Genomic DNA, 23,964 nt, shown 5'->3' with positions numbered 1-23,964 from the left:
CATTTTCCCAATATTGGCGCCCGATGCATCGCCTTTTCTCACCCTCTGGGGTGGTGCTGCGCGTGCAGGTCTTTCAGCCGCTGGCGTGCAATGTGGGTGTAGATGGTGGTGGTGGAAATATCGGCGTGGCCGAGCAGCATTTGCACCGCGCGCAAGTCGGCACCGTGGTTGAGCAGGTGCGTGGCAAAGGCGTGGCGCAACGTGTGCGGCGACAGGGGTGCGGTGATGCCCGCGGCCAGCGCGTGGCGTTTGACGATGCCCCAGAACATCACGCGCGACATGGCCGTACCCGGCGTGCGGCCGGCACTGGTGACAAACAAGTCATCGCTCTGACGCTGGCCGAGCAAGGCTGGCCTGCCTTCAGCAAAATAGCGCTGAAGCCATTCACGCGCCAGCTCGCCAAACGGCACCAGACGTTCCTTGCTGCCCTTGCCCATGATGCGCAGCACGCCTTCGTTCAAACCCACATGAATGGTTTTAAGCGACACCAGCTCACTCACGCGCAGGCCACTGGCGTACATCAGCTCCAGCATGGTGCGATCGCGCAGACCCAGCGGTGTGCCCACGTCGGGCGCGGCCAGCAGCGCTTCGACCTGGGCCTCGGTCAGGGTTTTGGGCACGCGCAGAGGCTGCTTGGCGGTGAGCAGCTTCAGCGTCGGGTCAGCACCCACCAGCCGCTCACGCAATGCCCAGCGAAAGTAGCGTTTGAACACCGTCAGCCGCCGATTGGCCGACGTCGCCTTGTCCTGCGCGCGTGCCGCAAAGTAAGCGCGCAGATGCTGCTCTTGCGTGGCGGGCAGTGCCTGCTGGTGTTGTTCATACAGCCAGCGTGCGTACAGCGTCAAATCGCGCCGATAAGCAGCCAGCGAATTGGCAGCCAGGCCGTCTTCAAGCCACAGCGCATCGATGAAGGCGTCAAGACTGGGGTCAAGCACCAGAGCACCCGCAGCCTCAGTGGACGACATGTGCAGACCACAATGCGCCAGGAAAAACGCCTTTTGAATCAAGCATTAAATTGGTTTCCAGAGCCTACGAATAAAGCGCAAGAAGCTATCAAAATAAAAGCCAAAACCTGCGACACGAGCGAAGCAGCGTATCGCAGGTTTTGGCAAGTTGCGCGAGAACAATTCCCGCTGGCCACAGTGCCTTACAGCCAGCGCCTTACAGCGACAGCTTTTGCTTGGCCACCACCTGTTTGTAAACTTCGAACTCGTCTTTGATCTGCTTGGCAAACTCTTCGGGCGAGTTGGCGATGACGAAAGAGCCAGTGTCTTCGATGCGCTTTTTTACCGCCGGGTCAGCCAGCACCTTCTTGAGCGCCGCGTTGAGCTGGTTGACGATATCCGTGGGCGTACCCTTGGGGGCCAAAATGCCGTAGTAAGCCATGCGGTTGACCGGCTCCAGCCCCACCTCTTTGAAGGTGGGCACGTTGGGCAAGTCGGCCAGGCGCTGCGGCGCGGCCACCACGATAGGCACCAGCTTGCCGCTCTTGATAAAGGGCAGCGACGAGGGCACGTTGTCGAACATCATGGGCACCTGATTGGCCACCACGTCGTTCAATGCCGGGCCTGCACCGCGATATGGAATGTGGGTGATGAACACGCCGGTCATGCTCTTCCACAGCTCAGTTTGCAAGTGACCAATGCCACCCGTGCCCGACGAGGCGTAAGAGTATTGGCCGGGTTCTTTTTTCAACAAGGCCAAAAGGCTTTTGTAATCCTTGGCGGCAAAGCTGGGGTTGACCGTGATCAGGTTGGGCGTGGCGGCAATGTTGATCACTGGCGCAAAGTCGGTCACCGGGTTGTAGCTGATCTTGGTATTGATGGCCGGGTTAGCGGCCGTGGTCGAAACGGTGGCCACGCTCAGCGTATAGCCATCGGGTGCGGCGCGCGCAGCCTCAGTGGCACCGATGACCCCACCTGCGCCGCCCTTGTTGTCTACCACCACCGTCTGGCCCAGTTGCTTGCCCAGCGGCTCGGCGACGATGCGGGCAATCAAATCGGTGGTGCCGCCAGCGGCAAACGGCACGATCAGCCGAATCGGCTTAGCGGGGTAGGACTGTGCCCAGGCCGCGCCAGACACGGCGGTAGACAGGCAGGCCAAGGCAATCAGGTGGCGTCGACGCATGAAGAAAATCTCCTGTGTTCAAAATGGGTAACTATCCGGTGCGCAGCGTACATCCTAACGGGTGGCAGCAGGCTCAGGGTTTGCCGTAAGGCGGTGGCGTTTGCAGCGGTGTCCAGCAAACCATTGCATAACAAACCATCACATAACCCAGTATGCTCGCCCCGTGCACTACGCCCAGCTTCTTTTCCCCGATTTTTCGCTCATCCTGATCGGCTATCTGCTGTGCCGCCATACCGCGCTCAACCGGCCGGTGTGGCAGGCGGTGGAAGGGCTGGTGTATTTTTTTCTGTTTCCGGTACTGTTGTTTCAGTCCATCGTACGCACGCCGCTGGATTTGGGCGCAGCTTCCAGCCTGGCTGGCGCGGGGCTGGCGATGGGGGTAATTGGCATTGCCCTGTCTTACGCCCTGCCCCTGCTGCCGGGCCTGAAAGGCCGCATTGACCGGCGCGATCACGCCGCCAGCGCGCAGATTGCGTTTCGCTTCAACTCCTTTATCGGCCTGGCGCTGGCCGAGCGACTAGCGGGCGCGCAAGGCTTGCAGTTGATTGCAGTGCTGATCGGGGTGTGCGTGCCGCTGTTCAACGTGGGCGCGGTGTGGCCCATGGCGCGCCACGCCCAGCGGGGCTTTTTGGGCGAAATCGTGCGCAACCCCTTGATCATTGCCACCGCTTCCGGGCTGATCGCCAATCTGGCCGGGTTTTCCGTGCCGCAGTGGCTCTCGCCCACGGTCTCGCGCATTGGGGCCTCGTCCATCGCGCTGGGCTTGATGGCTGCCGGTGCGGGCATGCACATACAAAGCCTGGCCAGCGGCAAGCTGCTCGGCACCAGCGTGCTGGTGATTCGACACCTGATATTGCCGGTGGTGGCTTGGGCGCTGTCGCGCCTGTTTGCGCTGGGCACGCCGGAGACGCTGATCTTGCTGACTTTTTCTGCCCTGCCCACCGCCTCCAGTTGCTACGTGCTGGCCGCTCGCATGGGCTACAACGGCCCTTATGTGGCGGGCCTGGTCACCCTGTCCACCTTGCTGGGCATGCTGAGCCTGCCTTTTGCGCTGGGCGTGCTGCGTTAAAGCGCCACCATCCAAAAGCTATACGATTGAAAGCTTTTCGCGCCTAGCTTGCCACTCGGCGCTTTTATCGTTTTCTTTTTTTTCCGCCCGATCATGACCACGTCCACCGCTCCTGCCTGCGCCCCCCACGCCTTGGACTGGCAGCCGGATTCATGGCGCACGCGCCCGGCGCGGCAAATGCCCACCTACCCCGACCCTGCGGCGCTGGATACCGCTTGCGCACAATTGCGGCAGTTTCCGCCGCTGATTTTTGGCGGCGAAGTGCAGGCGCTGCGCGCGCAACTGGCTGAAGTGGCTGCAGGCCGCGCCTTCTTGCTGCAAGGCGGCGACTGCGCCGAAAGCTTTGACACGCTGGATGGCGAAGCTGCGCGCGAAACCTTCCGTGTCATGCTGCAAATGGCGGTGGTGCTGACCTACGCCGCCGCACGGCCCATCGTCAAGCTGGGGCGCATCGCGGGGCAATACGCCAAGCCGCGCTCGGCCGACACTGAAACGCAAGGCAGCGTCACCCTGCCCAGCTACCGCGGTGACATCGTCAACGGCGCAGCCTTCACCGTCGCTGACCGCGCGCCGCAGCCCGAACGCCTGCTGCGCGCCTATTCGGCCAGCGCCGCCACGCTCAATTTGCTGCGCGCACTGGCCCAGGGCGGTTTTGCCGATTTGCACCAGTTGCACGGCTGGACGGCCGACTTTGTGCGCGCCAGCCCGCAAGGCCAGCGCTACCAAGAACTGGCCGAGCGCATTGGCGAAACCTTGGCTTTCATGGCCGCCTGCGGCTTCACATCAGGCAACACGCCGCAGTTGCGCGAAGTGGCTTTCTACACCTCGCACGAAGCGCTGCTGTTGCCTTATGAACAAGCGCTGACGCGACAAGACGCCGCTGGCGCCTGGTTTGGTGCCTCGGCCCACATGCTGTGGCTGGGAGAGCGCACGCGCCAGTTGGATGGTGCGCACATCGAGTATCTGCGCGGCATTGCCAACCCGGTGGGCGTCAAAATCGGCCCCAGCGCCACGCCCGAAGATGTGCTGGCCCTGCTGGCCGCGTTAGACCCAGCGTGCGAGCCGGGCCGCGTGGTGCTCATCACCCGCATGGGCGCAGGCACCTTGCCCGCCAAACTGCCGCCGCTGCTGGCCGCCGTCAAAACCAGCGGCCACCCCGTAATCTGGAGTTGCGACCCCATGCACGGCAACACCGTCACCAGCGCACACGGCATCAAAACGCGCGACTTTGCCCGTGTGGTGCAGGAAGTGCGCGAATTCTTCGCTGCTCACGCTGTGGCGGGCACCACGGCAGGCGGCCTGCACGTCGAGCTGACCGGCCAGGACGTGACCGAATGCCGCGGCGGCAGCCAAAACCTGACCGACGACAGCCTGCAACAGCGCTACACCAGTGCCTGCGATCCGCGCCTGAACGGCTCGCAAAGTCTGGAGCTGGCCTTTTTGGTGGCCGATTTGCTCAAAGCCCAGCGGGCTTGAAGCCACACTGGGCCTAAACCGGCCACAGCCGTCAGACCCACGCGCAAGCGCTGGTGCGCACGCTGCGAATCGTTGCGCGCGATACAACGCATCGGGCCAGATACGCATTTCACGCACTGTGGGTGCGCTTCGTCGCAAAACGGTGGTCAAGCCCCAGGCGATACGGGCACAGTGCACACAGATCAATCCCCTTGGATTGGCAAACCCGTATCTACTTTAAGGAGCTGCACATGCCTGCAACCACCCCTTTGCGCCACTTGGCCACTTCCCTGTTTTTGATCCCCCTGGCCTGTTCGCCTGTCTGGGCCGCCGATGTCACGGTGGAACTGCTGGGCATCCAAAGTGCCCAGGGCAACGTGCGCGCCGCTTTGTACGGCAGCGCCGACACCTGGATGAAAGAGCCGCAAATGCTGTCAGGCCAATCGGCCCCGGCCGCAGCACCCAAATCAGTACTGGTGTTTAAAAACGTCACCCCAGGGCGCTACGCCCTCTCGGTCTTTCACGATCAAAACGCCAACGACAAGCTGGACACCAATGTCGTCGGCCTGCCAACCGAAGCCTACGGCACCAGCCGCGATGCGCGCGGCCGCATGGGCCCGCCTGCGTGGGACGACGCAGTGGTCGACGTGCAAGGCGACACCACGCTGGTCATTCACCTGGAGTGAAAGGCCAACGCCATGCACCTCCCAGCACACATCCCACGACGGCACTTTTTGCGTGCGCTGACGGGCGCAGCGGGCCTGGGCACCTTGGGCTGGCCCGCCCACGCGCTGACACCCGACGACAGCACCCCCGGCGCATGGCAGGCTGAATTTGACGCCGCCCTGCCCCAGCGCCCCTGGCTGGCCGCTTATGCAGGCGTGGCCACCGACGCGCCCACCCTGCCCATGACGGTGCAAGGCCGCTGGCCGCATGATTTGCGCGGCAGTTTGTACCGTAACGGCGCGACGCGCTTTGGCTTGGCCGGGCAGCGCTACCACCACTGGTTCGACGGCGATGGCATGGTGCAGCGCTACCGCGTCAGCGCACAAGGCATCAGCCACACCGGGCGCTTTGTGCGCACGCCCAAGTTCCAGGCTGAAACCGCCGCTGGCCGCCTGCTGTATGACGCTTTTGGCACCCGCCCGGCGAACGCCGAACCCCTGCAATCGCCCGACCAGATCAACGTGGCCAACATCAGCGTGATGATGAACGGCGGCGCGCTGTACGCGCTGTGGGAAGGCGGATCGGCCATGCAGATTGATCCCGAAACACTGCAAACGCGCGGCTTCAAGACCTGGGCACCTGATTACGCAGGCATGGCGTTTTCAGCCCACCCAAAAACTGAGCCGCACGACGGCAGCGTGTGGAATTTTGGCGTCAGTTCAGGCGTGGGCCTACTGACCATTTACCACATCAGCGCCCAGGGCCAGTTACTCAAGACTGCCAACCTGAAGGTGCCCAACACGCCGATGATTCACGACTTTGCCATCACCCGGCGACACTTGGTCTTTCTGATGCCGCCTCTGGTGTACGAGCAGGCGCGTGCGCAGGACGGCGCGACGTTTCTGGATTCGCACGTCTGGCGGCCTGACCTGGGCATGCGCGTGCTGGTGCTGCCCAAAGACCAGTTGGACAAACCGCAGTGGCTGCAACTGCCCGCTGGTTTCACATTCCATGTAGGCAATGCATGGGACGATGCCAGCGGACGCGCCATCCACCTCGACTACGTGCGCTCGCCCAACGCCGATCTGGTGCAACACGGCTTGCGCGAGATGATGCGCGGTCGGCAGCCTGAGCTGAACGCCGAGGCACATCACACCCTGCTGACGCTGGATCTGGCCAAAGGCCGCGCCACGCAGCAAGCGGGCTTGCGCAACGTGGAGTTTCCGCGCGTCGATCCGCGCCGCGTGGGCCTGCGCCACCGTCAGGTGGCGATGGTGCAGCGCCTGGCACCCGCCAGCGAAGGCGGCATTGGGTTTGACACCGTCAGCTTGCTGGATGTGGACAACGGCCACCTGCAACGCTGGCGCTACGCCAGCGGCGTCATCGCCGAAGAACACATCGTGGTGCCACGCACCGGCAAGGGTGCACGTGCAAGCGACGCCTGGATCGTCGGCACCGCGCTCGACATCCCGCGCCAGCGCATGCTGCTGTCGGTGTTCGACGCCCAACACCTGAATGGCGGCCCCATCGCCCAAGCCAGCGCACCGCGACTGATGCCGCATGGGCTGCATGCCATTTGGGTGCCGGAAAGTGGCGCAGTTTGACTGTGCAGGAGATCCAGATCGCTACGTCGCTCGAATTTGCACCGTTGACAAATTCATGCGGTCGCGTTGCGCACCGCGCAGCCCGCCCATACCGCCTGCCGCGTAAATGGTGGACAAACTCACATCACGACGGCTTTGTTGACAACACACCCCGCGCCGCACGCGGGTCGTACAGCCAGCGGCGCTGCTTGGTGATGGCGATGCGGGCGGCATCCGGGTGCTGTGGGTTGATGAGCAGGTTGTGCTCTTCAGGCACGATGACCGAGGGTACCTGGGCGACACAACTGATGCCGCTGCGCGCCCAGGTGGTGCCCCAGGCGATGGAGACGCGGCCGGGCGGCAGCGCGTCCCAGCCAATGTGCTGCTGCATATCGAACACGGTGCGGGCAGCCCACAAATCGGCAGGAATGTTGATGCGCACCAGATAGCGGTTCAGCGGCAGTGCCAGCCCACTGCTCAGGTGCACCACGGTTTCCAGGCAGGCCAGCGCGCGTGTGTTGCTGGCATACAGCATGGGTGTGCCACGCGCGTTCCAGCGGCCACCTGAGAGTTCTGCGCCTTTGCCTGTAACGTCGTCAGCGGTGTAGTCGGGCGTATCAGTGGCGATGCGCCAGACGCTGACCGGTGCATCGGCCAAGGTTTTTGACATGCGCAACCGCTCTTTATTTAATAGCTATTATCGCAGCCCTATCAAGCGTAAGCGCCAGATTTCATCTGAGAAAGTAGATGGCTAATGGCTTCGCGCCCATCTGCGGTGTCGAGCAGCGCATCAGGGCGCATGCCGCCCAGCGCGGCAGCCGGTTCGGCCATCCAGCGGGCAAACCAGCGGGCAGCGTCGAAGTCGGCCGGGGCATCTTCGCCCTCGCCCACCATGGCCGCCACCTGACCAATCAGGCGCGCCAGGCCAACGAGTTTTTCGCTTTCATCCGACGACAAAGCACGTTTGGCTGAAATCTTGCGCTCCACCGTGGAACGTGCCAGCCCCAGCACGCGCAGCAGTTGATCGCGTGGCACGCCCATGGCGACCGACAGCTCGGCCACCGTGCGCGCGGGCACGCCCTGCTTGACCAGGCCCGCCCGCTCAATGGGCGACAGATAAAACATTTGCCCTTGCTTGGCTTGCGGCTCCTGCAATCTGGGGCGGCGCAGGACGTAACTGGGCAAACCTTCTTGGACAGAGTGGGTGAAAGTAGCGGCGTGGGCAGACATGGGCATCACCTGTTCAGTTGAGATAAATTTTAATCTCAACTGAATCATCACGCAATCATCGGTTGCGCTATCGCTGCTGACAAAAGATCAACCAGCCATCAACCGCCGTACAGCCAAGGCACGTCGAGCACGCGTTCGCCCAGCAGGCGGATGGAAGCGTCACGCCCTACCCGCATCAGGCCGGTGGAGTGAAAAATTTGCCCATTGCGCATCGATCGCGCCTGCACCCGCCCGACACGCTGCCAGCGCGCCATGGCATAGCGTTGCAGGCGCGTGGGCACGTCCACCATGTCCATCGCCAGTGACCGGCCCAGCTCGGCCGCATCTTCAATGGCCATGCCTGCGCCTTGCGCCAGATAAGGGCGCATGGGATGGGCGGCATCGCCCAGCAGCGCGACGTTGCCGCACACCATCTGTTCGGCACTGGCGACCGGGCTGCGCCCCGCCAGCGCCCACAAACGCCAAGGGTAGGAGTTAATAGTGGCCGAGGGCACAGCATCCAGCAAAGTGCGTAATGGCGAGCACAGCGCACCGGTGGCGCGCGCCAGATCAGCCGCGTTGGCGCTGTGATCCCAGTCATCCGGGTGTTCGGGGGGCAGGCCATGCACGATGGCGACCACGTTCATCCACTGGTCTTGTCGCACCGGGTATTGCACGATGTGCAAACGCGGCCCCAGCCAAACGGTTACCTGCGTGGTGCGCAGCGAAGGCGTGAGCGCGTCCTGGCTGAGCATGGTGCGGTAGGCCAGATGCCCGGTCACGCTGGGCGGGCCGTCGTCCAGCAATTGCTGGCGCACACCGCTCCATACGCCATCCGCGCCGACCAGCGCATCGCCCTCAACGTGCTGGCCCGCCTGGGTAGTCAGCGTGACGGCGCTGCCGTGGTCGTTGAAAGATTTGACGGTTTGCCCAAGGCGCAGCACGACTTCAGCTTCGTTGTACACAGCGCGGCACAGCAAACGGTGCAAATCAGCCCGGTGGATGGTGACGTAAGGCGCGCCATAGCGCTCCATGCAGCGCGCACCCAGCTCCAGCGATCCCACCTCGGCACCGCTGACAGCGTTGCGCACCACCAGCTTGCTGGGTACCGACACCACCGTGCCCAACTCTTCTTCCAGCTTCCAGTCGCGCAGGATGCGGGTGACATTGGGGCCAAGTTGAATACCCGCGCCGACTTCTGAAAACTCGGGCGCGCGCTCAAACAGCCGCACGCCCCAGCCCTGGCGGGCTGCCGCCAGCGCCGTTGCCAGCCCGCCAATGCCGCCGCCTGCAATCAACAGTTGATGTGGTGAATTCATGGCCCCGCATTGTGCGCGAGCGCTGCTCGCTGCTGCTTGACGCAGGTCAGCGGTGCAACCAGGCAGACTGTGCTCACGGCTTCAGCCAATCTTTTCAACCAATCAATTGCGTCAGCACGTAAGGCAGGATGCCGCCCGCGCGGAAGTAATCCACCTCGATCGGCGTGTCGATGCGCAGCGTGAGAATGGTTTCTTGCACACGGCCATCGGCGCGGGTGATGCGCAAACGGGCGTCGCTTTGGGGTTTGAGTTGGGTGTGGCAGGTGATGTCGATCTGTTCATCACCCTTCAGCCCCAGGCTTTCCCACGACTCACCCGTTTTGAACTGCAAGGGCAACACGCCCATGCCGACCAGGTTGCTGCGGTGAATGCGCTCAAAACTCTTGGCCACCACCGCCTTGATGCCCAGCAGTTGCGTGCCTTTGGCCGCCCAGTCACGGCTGGAGCCGGTGCCGTATTCCTCACCCGCAAAAATCACCGTCGGCACATCGGCGGCGAGGTACTTCATGGCCGCGTCATAGATGAACTGCTTGCTGCCTTTTTCTGCGCCAGGCTGCTGATAAATGGTGACGCCACCCTCCTCGCGGCTGCCGTCGGCCAGCGGCGACACCATCAGGTTCTTGATGCGCACGTTGGCGAAGGTGCCGCGCATCATCACCTCATGGTTGCCGCGGCGCGAGCCGTAGCTGTTGAAGTCGGCTTTTTGCACCCCGTTGGCCTTGAGCCACTGCCCTGCGGGCGAGCTTTCCTTGATGCTGCCTGCGGGCGAAATGTGGTCGGTGGTGATGGAGTCGCCAAACAGCGCCATGATGCGCGCACCGCGCACGGATTCAGTGCCTTTTTGGCCTCCGGCGCTTTTCTGATCTGCATCAAATGCTCCATTTGATATAGCAAAATCATCAAAGAAAGGCGGCTCGGCAATGTAGGTGCTGACAGGCCACGAATACACCTGCCCGCTGACGCCGCGAATGTTTTCCCACAGCTTGCCCGGCTCGGTCTTGACCTTGGCGTAGTTGTCGCGGAAGGCTTTGCCCTTCATGGCAAATTTGAGAAGCTTTTGTACCTCGTCGCTGCTGGGCCAGATATCGCCCAGATACACGTCTTTGCCGCCCTTTCCTTTGCCCACCGGCTGGGTCATCAGATCGACCATCACGTTGCCCGCGATGGCGTAGGCCACCACCAACGGCGGGCTGGCCAGAAAGTTGGCCTTGATGTTGGGGTGAATGCGCGCCTCGAAGTTGCGGTTGCCCGACAGCACAGCGGCGCACACCAGGTCGTTTTTGGCAATGGCCTCGTTGATCTCGGGTGCCAGATCGCCCGCATTGCCAATGCAGGTGGTGCAACCGTAGGCGGCCACGTCAAAGCCCAGTTTTTCCAGATAAGGCAGCAGCCCGGTTTCGGTGAGGTATTGGGTGACGATGCGTGAGCCGGGAGCCAGCGAAGTCTTGATGTGCGGCTTGACCGTCAAGCCCGCTTGCACCGCTTTTTTGGCCAGCAGGCCCGCCGCCAGCAGCACGCTGGGGTTGCTGGTGTTGGTGCAACTGGTGATGGCGGCAATCAATACATCGCCGTTGCCCAGCGTGTAGCCGTGGGGTGAGGCGGGTTCGACCACATTGGCTTCGGCCAGCGCTGATTCCAGCGTGGGACGGTTGGCCTGCATTTCCACCACAGCACGCGGCGCGCCATTGCGCGTGGGCTTGGGCGCAGGGGCCTGCTCCTGAGCATCGGGAAAAGCGTCTTTCACCACAGCCACGCGCTGGTGCAGCGCCATCGCGGGACGGTTGAAGCCGTTGTCGCTCATGGGCTTGGAAAACAGCGCTTCAAACTGCGTCGCCAATTGGCCGATTTCGATGCGGTCTTGCGGCCGCTTGGGGCCAGCCAGGCTGGGGGTGACATCGCCCAGATCCAGCGTGACCACCTGCGAATAATCAATCTGCCCGGCTTTGGGCACGCCAAACAAGCCCTGGGCTTTGAAATAAGCCTCAAAGGCTTCTATTTCGGCCTTGGTGCGGCCAGTGCCCGCAAAGTATTCGAGGGTGCGCTCATCCACCGGGAAGAAGCCCATGGTGGCCCCGTACTCGGGTGCCATGTTGCCAATGGTGGCGCGGTCGGGAAGGCTGAGCGAACGTGTGCCTTCGCCAAAAAATTCAACAAACTTGCCCACCACCTTGTGGCGGCGCAATATTTCAGTCACCGTCAGCACCAGGTCGGTGGCCGTGCAGCCTTCGCGCAATTGGCCTTTCAGCTCAAAGCCCACCACGTCGGGCGTCAAAAAATACACCGGCTGGCCCAGCATGGCAGCCTCGGCCTCGATGCCGCCCACGCCCCAGCCGACCACGCCAATGCCGTTGATCATGGTGGTGTGGCTGTCGGTGCCAACCAGGGTGTCGGGGTAATACACCCCGTCTTTGCGCTGGTGCACACCGCGCGCCAGGTATTCCAGATTGACCTGGTGCACGATGCCAAAGCCCGGCGGCACCACGCCAAAAGTGTCGAACGCTTGCATGCCCCATTTCATGAACTCATAGCGCTCGCGGTTACGCTGGAATTCCAGCTTCATGTTCAAGTCCAGCGCGTTTTTCTTGCCGTAAAAGTCGATCATGACCGAGTGATCGACCACCAGATCGACCGGCACCAGCGGCTCGATCTTGCGGGGGTCTTTACCCAAACGCTGCGCGGCCGAACGCATGGCCGCCAGATCGGCCAACAGCGGCACACCGGTAAAGTCTTGCAGCACCACGCGCGCCACGGTGAACGGAATTTCGTCCGTGCGCGCGGCCTTGGGCTTCCAGCCTGCCAATTGCGCCACATGCTCAGGCGTGACTTTCACCCCATCGCAATGGCGCACCACAGATTCGAGCACGATCCGCAGCGACACCGGCAGCCGCGCCACGTTGGGAAACTGCTTGGCCAGCGCAGGCAGCGAATACAGCTTGCCGGATTTGCCGGACGCGGTCTTGAAGGATTTGAGTGTGGAAGCGAAAGCGTGGGTATTTTTAGTGGCCATGAAAATTCCTTGAAAGGTAGACAAGCCGTGCCATGCATGCACCTTGGTACATGCATGGCACGATCATTTTGGCAGGTGCGCGCACACCGCGCCACAGCAGTCGCTTGCAGGGAAATTTATTTATAAACAAAAAACGCCTTCAGCGCTTGACTGGCAAGCGAAAGGCGCTATATCAAACAGAGCAAATACTCCGCAGGCAAAGGGGCTTACAGCACTTACTTTTGGGCTTCGACCCGCTTGGCCGCCGCCTCTGCCTTGGCTTGTGCTTTGCGCGAGGCTTCGGCATGGGCTGCCATCTGGGCTTGGGCTTCTTTGGCCAACTGGTCGATCGGCTTGAGGCCACCGCAATCGGCACCCAGGAACTTCATTGTCGTCTCGGCCATCAATGAGCGCTTGGCACCGCCTTTTATCGTGGTGGTAGTGTTGATCTTGGTGCTGACAAGGCCATCGGCGTTGACCACCTCGCCCTTGCCCACCACCGTACTGCCATCAGCCTGCTTGCAGCTGAAGTCGAACGCCATGCGGTTGCCTTGGCGCTCCATCTTGGGATCGCCGCAGTCTGCGCCCTGAGGCTTGGGCAGCATGGGCTGGTTGCGTTTGGCCATGGCGGCGCTGACGCACATACGCTGCGTCAATGGGTCTTGGGTTTGCCCTGCCAGCAATGCCTCCATTTGCTTGCGCTGCTCGGGCGACATCTTGGCCAGCTCTTCGCGCATTTGCTTTTGCGCGGCCAGCATCTCGGGCAACATGTCTTTGCCATCCATCACCATCTTTTGGGTGCTGGTTTCCCACAGCCCGGCTTTCAGGCCAGTGTCTGCTTCGGCGTACACCGCGCCCGCAGCACACCAAGACATTGCAACAAGAACAAGGGCTTTTTTCATCACGATGAATGCTCCAAATCAACAAGTTTGCGCATGTTAGCGCAGGCCATTCGCCAGCTTGGCACGCAGCGGGCAGAACTGGGACAATACCGCCCCTATGAAATCCCCTGAATTGCTGCTGCCCGCAGGCAGCCTGGACAAGATGCGCGCCGCCTACGACTTTGGTGCCGACGCGGTGTACGCCGGTCAGCCGCGCTATAGCCTGCGCGCGCGCAACAACGAATTTCGCCTGGAGCAACTGGCCCAAGGCATTGCCGAAGCGCACGCACGCGACAAAAAGCTCTTTGTCACCAGCAACCTGATTGCCCACAACGACAAGGTGCGCACTTACCTGCGCGATTTGCAGCCGGTGGTCGAATTAAAGCCTGATGCGCTCATCATGGCCGACGCGGGCCTGATCATGCTGGTGCGCGCCGAGATGGAGGCAGGCCGCTGGCCGCATGTGCCGATTCACCTGTCGGTGCAAGCCAACAGCACCAACTGGGCGGCGGTGAAGTTCTGGCAGCGCGCGGGTGTGGAGCGCATCATCCTCTCGCGTGAACTCAGCCTGGCCGAAGTGGAACAAATCCGCAACGAATGCCCCGACATCGAGCTGGAGGTGTTTGTGCACGGCGCGCTGTGCATTGCGTATTCGGGCCGTTGTCTGCTGTCGGGCTACTTCAACCGGCGCGACCCCAACCAGGGCACCTGCACCAACGCCTGCCGCTGGAATTACAAGACGCAGGACGCCGATGTTGACCCCAACACCGGCGAAGCACTGGCGCGCGGCGAGCGGCTGGAAGGTTTTAATTTCAGCGCCGAGCAAGAAGCGGCTGAAAGTGGCACGTCAACCTGCGGCAATGGCCAACGACATCCATCGGCCAACAAGGTGTACCTGATCGAAGAAGAAGGCCGTCCCGGCCAGTTGATGCCCATCGTGGAAGACGAGCACGGCACCTACATCATGAACAGCAAGGATTTGCGCGCCGTGGAACTGGTAGAGAAACTGACCAAGATCGGCGTCGATTCGCTCAAGATCGAAGGCCGCACCAAAAGCCTGTACTACGTGGCACGCACGGCCCAGACCTATCGCCGCGCCATTGACGACGCCGTGGCTGGCCGCCCGTTCAACCCGCAACTGATCACCGAGCTGGAGGGCCTGGCCAACCGGGGTTACACCAGCGGCTTTTTGGAGCGCCGTCCGGCACAGAATTACCAGAACTATGAAACCGGCCACTCGGTGGCCACCCGCAGCCAGTTTGTGGGTGAAGTCAAATCGGTGCAGGACGGCTGGGCCGAAGTCGAGACCAAAAACCGCTTTGCCGTGGGCGACTGGATCGAAATCATCCATCCCCAGGGCAACCGCACCGTGCGCCTGGATCAAATGAAAAATACCGATGGCCTGCCGGTTGCCGTGGCCGCAGGCAATCCCATGCGGGTGTGGATTCCGGTGAAAGGCCCTGCCGAAAACGGACTGATTGCGCGCTTATCGCAAGCGCCTGCCGACGCCAGTGAAGTGGCCTGAGACGCGTGCGTTAATTCCAACCCTTTGTGCATGCACCTGCATGGCAGTTGGGGCAGTGCCTTTTTGGCCCGTGCCACTGTCGCCTGCATGACGGCCTGCTCAGGGCGACTCTGTGCATGATTGATAGCAAGAAGTAGAGGCGGGCTATCAGGGTTTTCGTCAACCACAAAAAAGAACAGCGTCTTATACTGACCCCACCAACAGTCAAAGCTCACACAACAACGGGCTGTTGAAAAGCATCCAATCACGAAGGAGCACCCACGATGGACATGAACCGGAGGCAATTTTTCCGGGTAAGCGGCGCAGGACTGGCAGCGTCCAGCCTGGTGGCCTTGGGCTTTTCGCCCACGGCAGCGCTGGCCGAAACACGGCATTACAAGCTTGCCCACGCCACTGAAACCCGCAACAACTGCACCTACTGCTCGGTCGGCTGCGGCTTGCTCATGTACAGCCTGGGCGACAGCGCCAAGAACGCGCTGGGCGAGGTGATCCACATCGAAGGCGACCCGGATCACCCTGTCAGCCGTGGCAGTTTGTGCCCCAAAGGCGCTGGTCTGCTGGACTTTGTGCACTCGCCCACCCGCTTGAAGCATCCCATGGTGCGCGAGCCGGGCAGCAAGGAATGGAAGCGCATCAGCTGGGACGAAGCCATGACGCGCATCGCCAAGCTGATGAAAGATGACCGCGACGCCAACTTCATCGCCCAAAACGACGCCGGGCAAACCGTCAACCGTTGGCTGTCGACTGGCATGCTGGCGGCATCGGCATCTTCCAACGAAGCAGGCTACATCACCCACAAGGTGATGCGCAGCCTGGGACTGCTTGCATTCGACAATCAGGCACGTGTTTGACACGGCCCGACGGTAGCCGGTCTGGCTCCGACGTTTGGCCGAGGCGCGATGACCAACCATTGGGAGGACATCAAAAACGCCGACGTAGTGCTGGTGATGGGGGGCAACGCCGCAGAGGCGCACCCTGTTGGCTTTAAATGGGCGATTGAGGCCCGCAACAATAACAAGGCCAAGCTGGTCGTGGTGGATCCGCGCTTCACGCGCTCGGCCGCCATGAGCGACTATTACGCGCCACTGCGCGCCGGCTCGGACATCGCCTTTTTGGGCGGGGTCATCAACTACCTGCTCAGTAACAACAAGATCCAGACTGAATACGTGCGCCACTACACCAACGCTCCGTTCATCGTGGGCCAGGCGTACCAGTTCAACGACGGCTTGTTCAGCGGCTACAACGAAGAAAAGCGCAATTACGATCCCTCAAGCTGGGCTTACGAAAAGGACGAGGAAGGCTTTGCCAAGATCGACATGACGCTGGAGCACCCGCGCTGCGTGTTCCAGGTGATGAAGCGGCACTATGCGTCCTACACACCTGAGATGGTGCACAAGATTTGCGGCACCACGCCTGAGCAGTTCCAGCAGGTATGCGAGCACATCGCCAGCACCTCAACGCCCGAGCGCACCATGACCATCATGTACGCGCTGGGCTGGACACAGCACAGCACCGGATCGGAAATGCTGCGCTGTGCGGCGCTGATGCAGTTGCTGCTGGGCAACATCGGCGTGCCCGGCGGCGGCATGAACGCACTGCGTGGTCACAGCAACATCCAGGGCCTGACCGACCTGGGGCTGCTGTCCAACCTGCTGCCCGGCTACCTGAGTGTGGCCCGCGACCATGAACAGGACTTCCAAGCCTATCTGGCTTCTCGCGCACCCAAACCACTGCGACCCAACCAGATGAGCTACTGGCAGAACTATCCCAAGTTCTTCGTCAGCCTGCAAAAAGCCTGGTGGGGCGATGCAGCCACGGCTGAAAACAACTGGGCTTTTGACTACCTGCCCAAGCTGGACGCCCCCGGCGCGGGCTACGACGTGCTGCGCGCGTTCGAGATGATGAACCAGGGCAAGATGAACGGCTACATCTGCCAGGGCTTCAACCCGGTCGGCTCCTTCCCCAACAAGAAGAAGGTGATTGCCGGGCTGTCCAAGCTCAAGTTCCTCATCACCATCGACCCACTCAACACTGAAACGTCCGAGTTCTGGCAAAACTACGGCGAGCACAACGATGTCAAGCCCGAAGACATCCAGACCACAGTGTTCCGTCTGCCATCGACTTGCTTTGCCGAAGACGAAGGCTCGATCACCAACTCTGGCCGCTGGCTGCAATGGCACTGGAAGGCCGCACCGCCACCGGGCGAGGCCAAGACCGACATCGACATCATGGCCGAGCTGTTCATCCGTTTGCGCACGCTGTACCGGGCAGACGGCGGCGCGTTCCCTGAGCCGATTGTCAACCTGACGTGGCCCTACAAAGTGCCGCACAAACCAGGCCCTGATGAACTGGCCAAGGAATACAACGGCAAAGCCCTGCTCGACGTGACCGATCCCAAAGACCCCAGCAAGGTGCTGGTCAAGGCGGGCGACCAACTGGCCAGCTTTGCCCAGTTGCGCGACGACGGCAGCACCGCCTGCGGCTGCTGGATTTATTCTGGTGCCTGGACACAGGCGGGCAACCAGATGGCGCGGCGCGACAACAGCGATCCGTGGGACATTGGCCAGACGCTCAACTGGGCCTGGTCATGGCCCGTAAACCGACGCATTCTGTACAACGGCGCTTCGGTCAATCCGGCCACTGGCAAACCCTGGCGCGCCGACAAACCGCTGGTAAGCTGGAACGGCAAAAACTGGGGCGGTGCCGACGTGCCTGACATGGCACTCACCGCCGACCCCACTGCGCCTAACGCGGTACGCCCGTTCATCATGACGGCCGAAGGCGTGGCACGCCTGTTCGCCCCCACTGGCATGGCCGAAGGGCCGCTGCCCACGCACTATGAGCCGTTTGAAACACCACTGGAATCCAACCAGCTCTACCAAGACCCGCGCGCCAAATCCAACCCGGCAGCGCGCGTGTTCCAAAGCGACATGGATGCCTTTGGCAAGCCTGCGGAGTTTCCTTATGCAGCCACCAGCTACCGCCTGACGGAGCATTTCCACTACTGGACCAAGCAAGCCAAGATCAACGCCATCTTGCAGCCGCAGCAGTTCGTTGAAATCAGCGAAGAACTGGCCAAGGAAAAAGGCATTACCCAGGGCGATTGGGTCAAGGTCAGCTCCAACCGGGGCTTCGTCAAGGCCGTGGCTGTGGTCACCAAGCGCATCCCGGTGCTCGACTGCGGCGGCACCAAGGTGCACACGGTGGGCCTGCCCAATCACTGGGGATTTGTGGGGCAAACCAAGCCCGGCTATCTGGTCAACACGCTGACCCCATTCGTGGGTGATGCCAATACCCAGACGCCCGAGTACAAGTCGTTCACCGTCAACATCGAAAAGGCTTGAGGAGAACCCTGCTATGTCCACTCTTCAAACCCTCGATATCGCCAAGCGTTCGGCCGTCACCACGCCCACGCCCAACGTGCGCCACCAAAAACCCCAGGTAGCCAAGTTGATTGATGTGTCCAGTTGCATCGGCTGCAAAGCCTGTCAGTCGGCCTGCATGGAATGGAACGATCTGCGTGACGACATCGGCACCAACCACGGCGTCTATGACAACCCGATGGATCTGACACCACAGTCGTGGACGGTGATGAAGTTCTCTGAAGTCGAAGTCACCCCTGGTCGGCTGGAGTGGCTGATCCGCAAAGACGGCTGCATGCACTGCGAAGACCCCGGCTGCCTGAAGGCCTGCCCTTCGCCGGGGGCCATCGTCCAGTACGCCAATGGCATCGTCGACTTCATCAGCGAAAACTGCATTGGCTGCGGCTACTGCGTCAAAGGCTGTCCGTTCAACGTGCCGCGCATCAGCACGAAAGACAACAAAGCCTACAAATGCTCGCTGTGCGCTGACCGTGTGGCCGTCTCGCAAGAACCGGCCTGTGCCAAAGCCTGCCCCACAGGTGCCATCCGCTTCGGCACCAAGGACGACATGCTGACCTACGGCGAAGGCCGCGTGACCGAGCTGAAAACCCGTGGCTATGACAAAGCCTCTGTCTACAACCCGGATGGCGTGAGCGGCACCCACGTGATGTACGTGCTGCAACACGGCGACAAACCCGAGCTGTACAACAACCTGCCCGCCAACCCCAGCATCAGCCCCATGGTCGCCATCTGGAAAGGCATGGCCAAGCCGGTGGCGCTGGCCGCCATGATTGGTGCGGCGGTGGTGGGCTTTTTCCACCACATGAAGCAAGGCCCGCTGGAAGTGTCCGAGGACGAAGAAGACCACGTACCCGACGGCCAGCCCAACGTGATCGGTGCTGATTCAGCACGCCACGCCGAAACCCACGACGCCTGAAAGGAGACTGAAAGCCATGAAAAAGCTTTTTATCCAGCGTTACACCGACAACCAGCGCATCAACCACTGGCTCGTGGTGGTGCTCTTTGGCCTGGCCGGTTTTTCCGGGCTGGCGCTGTTTCACCCCAGCATGTTCTTTCTGACCAACCTGTTTGGCGGGCCGCAGTGGACGCGCATTTTGCACCCCTACCTGGGCATTGCAGTGTTTGTGCTGTTTTTGCTGATGTTTGTGGCCTTTTGGCGCGTCAACACCTGGCGGCGTGAAGACAGCCAATGGCTGGAAAAAGCGCCCAAACTGGTGTTTGAAGGCGATGAATCGCAAATGCCAGCCGTGGGCAAATACAACGCAGGCCAAAAACTGGTGTTCTGGAGCATGACGCTGTCGCTGATCGTGCTGCTGGTCACTGGCCTAAGCTTCTGGCAACCCTGGTTCGCCGACAGCGTGCCGATCCCGGTGCAGCGCGTGACCGTGTTGCTGCATTCGCTGGCCGCGTTCGTCATGTCGTTGACAGCGGTGGTGCACATCTATGCCGCCATCTGGGTCAAAGGCACCTTGCGCGCCATGACCCAGGGCACCGTCAGCGCAGGTTGGGCCAAACGCCATCACCTGTTGTGGTATCGCAAGATGATGGGTAAAGCTGCACCGTCTGGCGATTCATCTGCCCGTCCTCACTGAAGGAACGTCTGATCACTGCTTGAATGCGCGACCCGCTCGCACCTATCATCCCTACTGCCGCTTCACACCCAAGCGGCAGTTTTTTTGGTGACCACCATGACCCTCACGCCCAACACCCGCTTGCGCACGCCTGAAGAAATTGCACTCAACGTGGGTGTGCAGTTTCCGCGCTTGCTGCTGCCACCGGCCAACGTGTTTGAGCAGCGCGCACTGCGCCTGCGCGAGCTGGCCGCAGGCCACGCCATGCGCGACTACCTGCTGCTGATGGCCATGATCTGTGAGGAGCAGCACTATAACTTTAGCCATTTCACCAATGCGTCGCTGCCCAGCGCGCAGCAAGCCGACGCGGCCTCGCAAGCGGGCCAACCCTTGCTGGATGTCAACACCTGGCAGCGCCATCCAGGATGGTGCGAACAAACCCGCAGCTTGCTCGAACCCGTGCTGGACCGCCTGCCCGCAGACAGCCCAGCGCGCGCCAGCATAGAGGCAGTCTGCGACTGGAGCGACGAGCAAATGGAACAACAAGCCTGCCGCCTGCTCACCGGCGTCACCCTGGGTCTTGACCTGGCTGCTGCGCCCCTGCTGGCCGCAGGCTTGCAGTCGTACTGGACTGATCTGGTGCGCACCACCAGCGCTGCACAGAAAAGCCCTTTTGGCGTGGTGCAAGACGCTACCCGTTGCCCTTGCTGCGGCAGCTTGCCCACTGCCAGCGTCACGCGGGTGGGCGGTGAAGCCGAAGGCCACCGTTTCCTGCACTGTTCGCTGTGCAATGCCGAATGGCACATGGTGCGCATCAAGTGCACGCACTGCCTGAGCACCGGCGGCATTCAATACCGATCGCTGCGCGCGCTGGCCGAAACTGAATCGACCAATGCGGCCCACAAACCCGTGCGCGAAGCCGTTCAGGCCGAAACTTGCGACACCTGCGGCCATTACCTCAAAATCGTGCACATGGACAAAGACCTGCACGTTGATCCCGTGGCCGATGACTTGGCCTCGCTCACGCTGGATTTACTGGTGGCCGAAGCGGGCTTTACCCGTCACGGCACCAACTTGATGCTGCTGTTTGGCGATGGTGACGCTGCGGGCGCAGCCGCCCCACCCGATCCCTCGTCCGGGGGCGCATAAATGGCCCGGCCCTCAGAATCCGTGGTTCACGGCTCGCAGGCCCCGACATCCCAGCCTTGCGCTCTTGCTGCCGCCCCCAAGGACCTGCCTTCCATTGACCGGTTGCTGCGCCAGCCGTCGATAGCCGCACTGAGCGTCGAGCACGGCCATACCCTGGTGGCCACCCAGGCCCGCGCGTTGCTCGATCAATTGCGCCTGCAAGCGTTGAGCGGCGCTTTGCCTCTGAAGGCCACCGCCCCAGATGCCCTGGCTACCCAATTGGCCCAGCGCATCACCTGCCAACTCACACCGCGCCTGCGCACCGTGCTTAACCTGACGGGCACCGTCATCCACACCAACTTGGGGCGCGCCCTGCTGCCCGAAGCCGCATTGGCCCATGTGCAAGCCATGATGGCCGCCCCCAACAACCTTGAATACGACCTGAGCAGCGGCAGCCGCGGCGAGCGCGACAGCATCGTCGAGGCCCTGCTGTGCACGCTGACCGGCGCTGAAGCCGCCACCGTGGTCAACAACAATGCCGCTGCCGTGTTGCTGACGTTGGCCGCGCTGGCGCGTGGCAAGGAAGTCATCGTCTCGCGCGGCGAGCTGGTCGAAATTGGCGGGGCCTTCCGCATGCCCGACGTCATGGCCAGCGCCGGGGCCAGACTGGTCGAAGTCGGCACCACCAACCGCACCCACCCGCACGACTACGAACGCGCCATCAACAAGCGCACCGCCTTGCTGATGAAAGTACACACCAGCAATTACGCCGTGCAGGGCTTTACCAGCACCGTGGCTGAATCTGATCTGGCCGCCATCGCCCAACGCCATAACCTGCCCCTGGCCACTGATCTGGGCAGCGGCTCGCTGATCGAGCTGGCCGCCTACGGCTTGCCCGCGGAACCCACACCGCAGCACATGCTGGCCGCAGGCTGCGGCGTGGTCACCTTCAGCGGCGACAAACTGCTGGGTGGCCCGCAGGCGGGCTTGATCGTCGGCAGCAAAGACGTGGTGGGCCGCATCCGCAAACACCCCATGAAGCGCGCCCTGCGCATGAGCAAATTGCCCCTGGCCGCGCTGGAGGCCACGCTGATGCTGTACCTGCGCCCCGAACGACTGACGCAAGACGTGCCCACGCTGCGTCTGCTGACCCGCCCGGTGGCGGATATCCGTGCCCTCGCGCAGCAGTTGCAACCCGCCATGGCGCAAGCCGTGGCCCCGCGCTACGAGGTTGAGGTGGCCGACATGCTGGGCCAAATCGGCTCTGGTTCGCTGCCCATTGAACGACTGCCCTCTGCCGGGCTGACCATCCGCCCCAGCAGCGGCAAAAAAGGTGCTGGTCATGCGCTTCACGATCTGACAGCCGCCCTGCGCACCCTGCCCCGCCCGGTGATTGGGCGCGTGGCAGACGACCGCCTGTGGCTGGATCTGCGCGGGCTGGAGCAGCCTGCACAACTGACCGAACAACTGCCCCAGCTCAAAGCTATCCTGGCCTGATATCGCCAAGCCATCTCAACCCAACTCCCTACAGGTATCAACCATGACCCTTGATCGACGCCAATTCCTCGCCGGTGCGGCGGGCGCGTCCGCCAGCATGCTGGCCGCTTGTACCGCTACGCCGGCTCCCAACGCCACAGCCTCTGGCAGTTTTAAATCGGCACCTGCGCCTTTTCTGGTGGGCAAGCCGCAAGACCCTTTGATCGCCAAAGGCAAGGCCACGCGCGTGGTGGTGTGCGGTGGCGGCTGGGGCGGCCTGAGCGTGGCCAAAAACCTGCGCCAGTTGGCTCCGCAAGTCGAAGTGGTGGTGCTGGAGCGCAACCCCGTTTTTTTCAGTTGCCCGATGAGCAACAAGTGGCTCATCGACGTGGTGGATACGCAGTTTCTCACCTACGATTACCTGCGAGTCAGCGAACGTCACGGCTATCGCTTTATCCAGTGCGAGATCAACCAGATCGACCGCGATACGAAGCGCGTGCACACCAGCTTGGGACATCTGGATTACGACTTCCTGGTGCTGGCCCCCGGCATCCGCTACAACTATGAAAGCTGGTTCGGTAATGATCGCCGCGCTGCTGAGGCTACGCGCGCACGCTTTCCCGGTGCCTACATCCCCAATGCCGAGCACTTTGCCCTCAAGCAAGCGCTGCACAGCTTTAAAGGCGGCGAATGGGTGATGACCCTGCCGCCGCCGCCCCAACGCTGCCCGCCCAGCCCGTATGAGCGCGCCTGCATGGTCGCCTGGTGGATCAAGACCCACAAGATCAAGGGCCGTGTCACCATCCTCGACCACAAAGATGGCGTGCGCCCCATCGGCGTGGGCTTTCGTGAAGCCTTCCGCGATTTGTACGGCGACATCATCAACTACGTACCCAACGCGCACGTGCAAGAGATCGATCCCTTTGCCAAACGCATCAAAACCAGCGCGGGCGACATGAAGTTTGACCACGGCGTGTTCATGGCCCCGCACCAGGCGGGTGATCTGGCCTGGAAGGCTGGTGCCGTGGGCACGCGAGCCGATGGCAAGCCGACCGGCTGGGCCGAGGTCGACCCACAAATGCTGACCATGACCTCCGACCCCAACGTGTATGTAATTGGCGATGCGGTGGGCCAAGTGTCGCCACAGAAAAACTTTCTTTTCTACCCAAAAGCCGGTCACGTGGCCAATGCCCACGGCAAGATCGTGGCGGGCTACATCGCCGAGCGGCTGGCTGGCCGCACACCCCAAACCGCCCTGCCCGACAACCTGTGCTACATGTTGGTCAACGGCAGCCCGCGCGAGGCCATTGCGGTGCAGTTCGACTACAAAGTCAACGACGAAGGCATCATCTGGCAAACCCAAATCGACGACAACGACCGCCGCGAATCGCTGGTGGCCGAAGACTTCCGCTGGTTCTCGCTGAAGATGGGCGAGCTGTTCACGTGAACCACAAGAGATTTCACCGCACAGGCGCAGAGGGATCAGAGTCACACAGAGTATTCACGGATGGTTTTCTCTGCGAAGCGCTGCGTTCTCTGCGCCTCTGCGGTGAGTGAATTCCAAGCTGCAAACACGTAAAAATCCA

18 protein-coding genes are annotated in these 23,964 nt (G+C 61.9%); 11 read left to right on the top strand and 7 right to left on the bottom strand.

Annotated elements, in window-relative coordinates; genetic code table 11:
• Positions 1–38 precede the first annotated feature (38 nt).
• Together xerD and ACK5NW_RS03500 are read right to left on the bottom strand one after the other, a co-directional pair.
• The gene (gene xerD, locus ACK5NW_RS03505; protein ID WP_416925103.1) at positions 39–965 is read right to left on the bottom strand and encodes a site-specific tyrosine recombinase XerD; all 927 of its coding nucleotides are present in this window, start codon (positions 963–965) and stop codon (positions 39–41) included.
• A gap of 196 nt (positions 966–1,161) precedes the next feature.
• Positions 1,162–2,127 (bottom strand): tripartite tricarboxylate transporter substrate binding protein BugE, encoded by a 966-nt coding sequence (locus tag ACK5NW_RS03500; RefSeq protein WP_416925101.1) that lies wholly within the window; start codon positions 2,125–2,127, stop codon positions 1,162–1,164.
• A 163-nt stretch (positions 2,128–2,290) separates the two neighbouring features.
• Here ACK5NW_RS03500 and ACK5NW_RS03495 point away from each other — a divergent pair, with 163 nt between their 5' ends.
• The 4 genes from ACK5NW_RS03495 to ACK5NW_RS03480 all read left to right on the top strand — a co-directional run bounded on the left by ACK5NW_RS03495 (position 2,291) and on the right by ACK5NW_RS03480 (position 6,921).
• On the top strand, positions 2,291–3,196 hold the full coding sequence (locus ACK5NW_RS03495; protein WP_416925099.1) for an AEC family transporter: 906 nt from the start codon (positions 2,291–2,293) through the stop codon (positions 3,194–3,196).
• Positions 3,197–3,289: 93 nt separating this feature from the next.
• Positions 3,290–4,672: a class II 3-deoxy-7-phosphoheptulonate synthase gene (locus ACK5NW_RS03490; protein WP_416925097.1), complete on the top strand. Its 1,383-nt coding sequence runs from the start codon at positions 3,290–3,292 to the stop codon at positions 4,670–4,672.
• Between the two features lie 230 nt (positions 4,673–4,902).
• Positions 4,903–5,337, top strand: coding sequence for a DUF2141 domain-containing protein (locus tag ACK5NW_RS03485; RefSeq protein WP_416925095.1), 435 nt, complete (start codon positions 4,903–4,905; stop codon positions 5,335–5,337).
• A 12-nt stretch (positions 5,338–5,349) separates the two neighbouring features.
• Positions 5,350–6,921 carry a carotenoid oxygenase family protein gene (locus ACK5NW_RS03480; RefSeq protein WP_416925093.1) on the top strand — a complete coding sequence of 524 codons (1,572 nt, stop codon included), beginning with the start codon at positions 5,350–5,352 and terminating at the stop codon, positions 6,919–6,921.
• Between the two features lie 124 nt (positions 6,922–7,045).
• On the opposite strand, the gene ACK5NW_RS03475 is transcribed toward ACK5NW_RS03480, so the two are convergent.
• From ACK5NW_RS03475 to ACK5NW_RS03455, 5 genes are all read right to left on the bottom strand, one after another.
• Positions 7,046–7,570: an RES family NAD+ phosphorylase gene (locus tag ACK5NW_RS03475; protein WP_416925091.1), complete on the bottom strand. Its 525-nt coding sequence runs from the start codon at positions 7,568–7,570 to the stop codon at positions 7,046–7,048.
• Between the two features lie 41 nt (positions 7,571–7,611).
• A complete protein-coding gene (locus ACK5NW_RS03470) occupies positions 7,612–8,130 on the bottom strand; it encodes an antitoxin Xre-like helix-turn-helix domain-containing protein (protein WP_416925089.1) in 519 nt (172 codons plus the stop codon).
• Positions 8,131–8,228: 98 nt separating this feature from the next.
• A complete protein-coding gene (locus ACK5NW_RS03465; RefSeq protein WP_416925087.1) occupies positions 8,229–9,428 on the bottom strand; it encodes an FAD-dependent monooxygenase in 1,200 nt (399 codons plus the stop codon).
• 94 nt (positions 9,429–9,522) lie between these two features.
• The gene (locus tag ACK5NW_RS03460) at positions 9,523–12,435 is read right to left on the bottom strand and encodes an aconitate hydratase (protein WP_416925085.1); all 2,913 of its coding nucleotides are present in this window, start codon (positions 12,433–12,435) and stop codon (positions 9,523–9,525) included.
• 215 nt (positions 12,436–12,650) lie between these two features.
• Entirely contained in the window at positions 12,651–13,289 is a 639-nt protein-coding gene (locus tag ACK5NW_RS03455) for a DUF3617 domain-containing protein (protein ID WP_416925083.1), read from the bottom strand.
• A 124-nt stretch (positions 13,290–13,413) separates the two neighbouring features.
• On the opposite strand from ACK5NW_RS03455, the gene yegQ reads away from it, so the two are divergent.
• The 7 genes from yegQ to ACK5NW_RS03420 all read left to right on the top strand — a co-directional run bounded on the left by yegQ (position 13,414) and on the right by ACK5NW_RS03420 (position 23,825).
• Positions 13,414–14,820, top strand: a complete 1,407-nt coding sequence (yegQ, locus tag ACK5NW_RS03450; RefSeq protein WP_416925081.1) for a tRNA 5-hydroxyuridine modification protein YegQ — start codon at positions 13,414–13,416, stop codon at positions 14,818–14,820.
• A 263-nt stretch (positions 14,821–15,083) separates the two neighbouring features.
• Positions 15,084–18,164: a formate dehydrogenase-N subunit alpha gene (fdnG, locus tag ACK5NW_RS03445; RefSeq protein WP_416925079.1), complete on the top strand. Its 3,081-nt coding sequence runs from the start codon at positions 15,084–15,086 to the stop codon at positions 18,162–18,164.
• Positions 18,165–18,177: 13 nt separating this feature from the next.
• A complete protein-coding gene (gene fdxH / locus ACK5NW_RS03440; protein WP_416925077.1) occupies positions 18,178–19,119 on the top strand; it encodes a formate dehydrogenase subunit beta in 942 nt (313 codons plus the stop codon).
• A 16-nt stretch (positions 19,120–19,135) separates the two neighbouring features.
• Entirely contained in the window at positions 19,136–19,795 is a 660-nt protein-coding gene (locus ACK5NW_RS03435) for a formate dehydrogenase subunit gamma (RefSeq protein ID WP_416925075.1), read from the top strand.
• 96 nt (positions 19,796–19,891) lie between these two features.
• A complete protein-coding gene (gene fdhE, locus ACK5NW_RS03430) occupies positions 19,892–20,923 on the top strand; it encodes a formate dehydrogenase accessory protein FdhE (protein WP_416925073.1) in 1,032 nt (343 codons plus the stop codon).
• Positions 20,924–22,399, top strand: coding sequence for an L-seryl-tRNA(Sec) selenium transferase (gene selA, locus ACK5NW_RS03425; RefSeq protein ID WP_416925071.1), 1,476 nt, complete (start codon positions 20,924–20,926; stop codon positions 22,397–22,399).
• A gap of 43 nt (positions 22,400–22,442) precedes the next feature.
• Entirely contained in the window at positions 22,443–23,825 is a 1,383-nt protein-coding gene (locus tag ACK5NW_RS03420) for an NAD(P)/FAD-dependent oxidoreductase (RefSeq protein WP_416925069.1), read from the top strand.
• The last annotated feature ends 139 nt before the right edge of the window (positions 23,826–23,964 follow it).

It is taken from the genome of Ottowia sp., assembly GCF_047975795.1.
In the GTDB taxonomy this organism is placed as follows: Bacteria; Pseudomonadota; Gammaproteobacteria; order Burkholderiales; family Burkholderiaceae_C; genus Ottowia.
The sequence above is the reverse complement of the archived record's forward strand: the minus strand, read 5'-3'. Positions and strand labels throughout refer to the sequence as shown.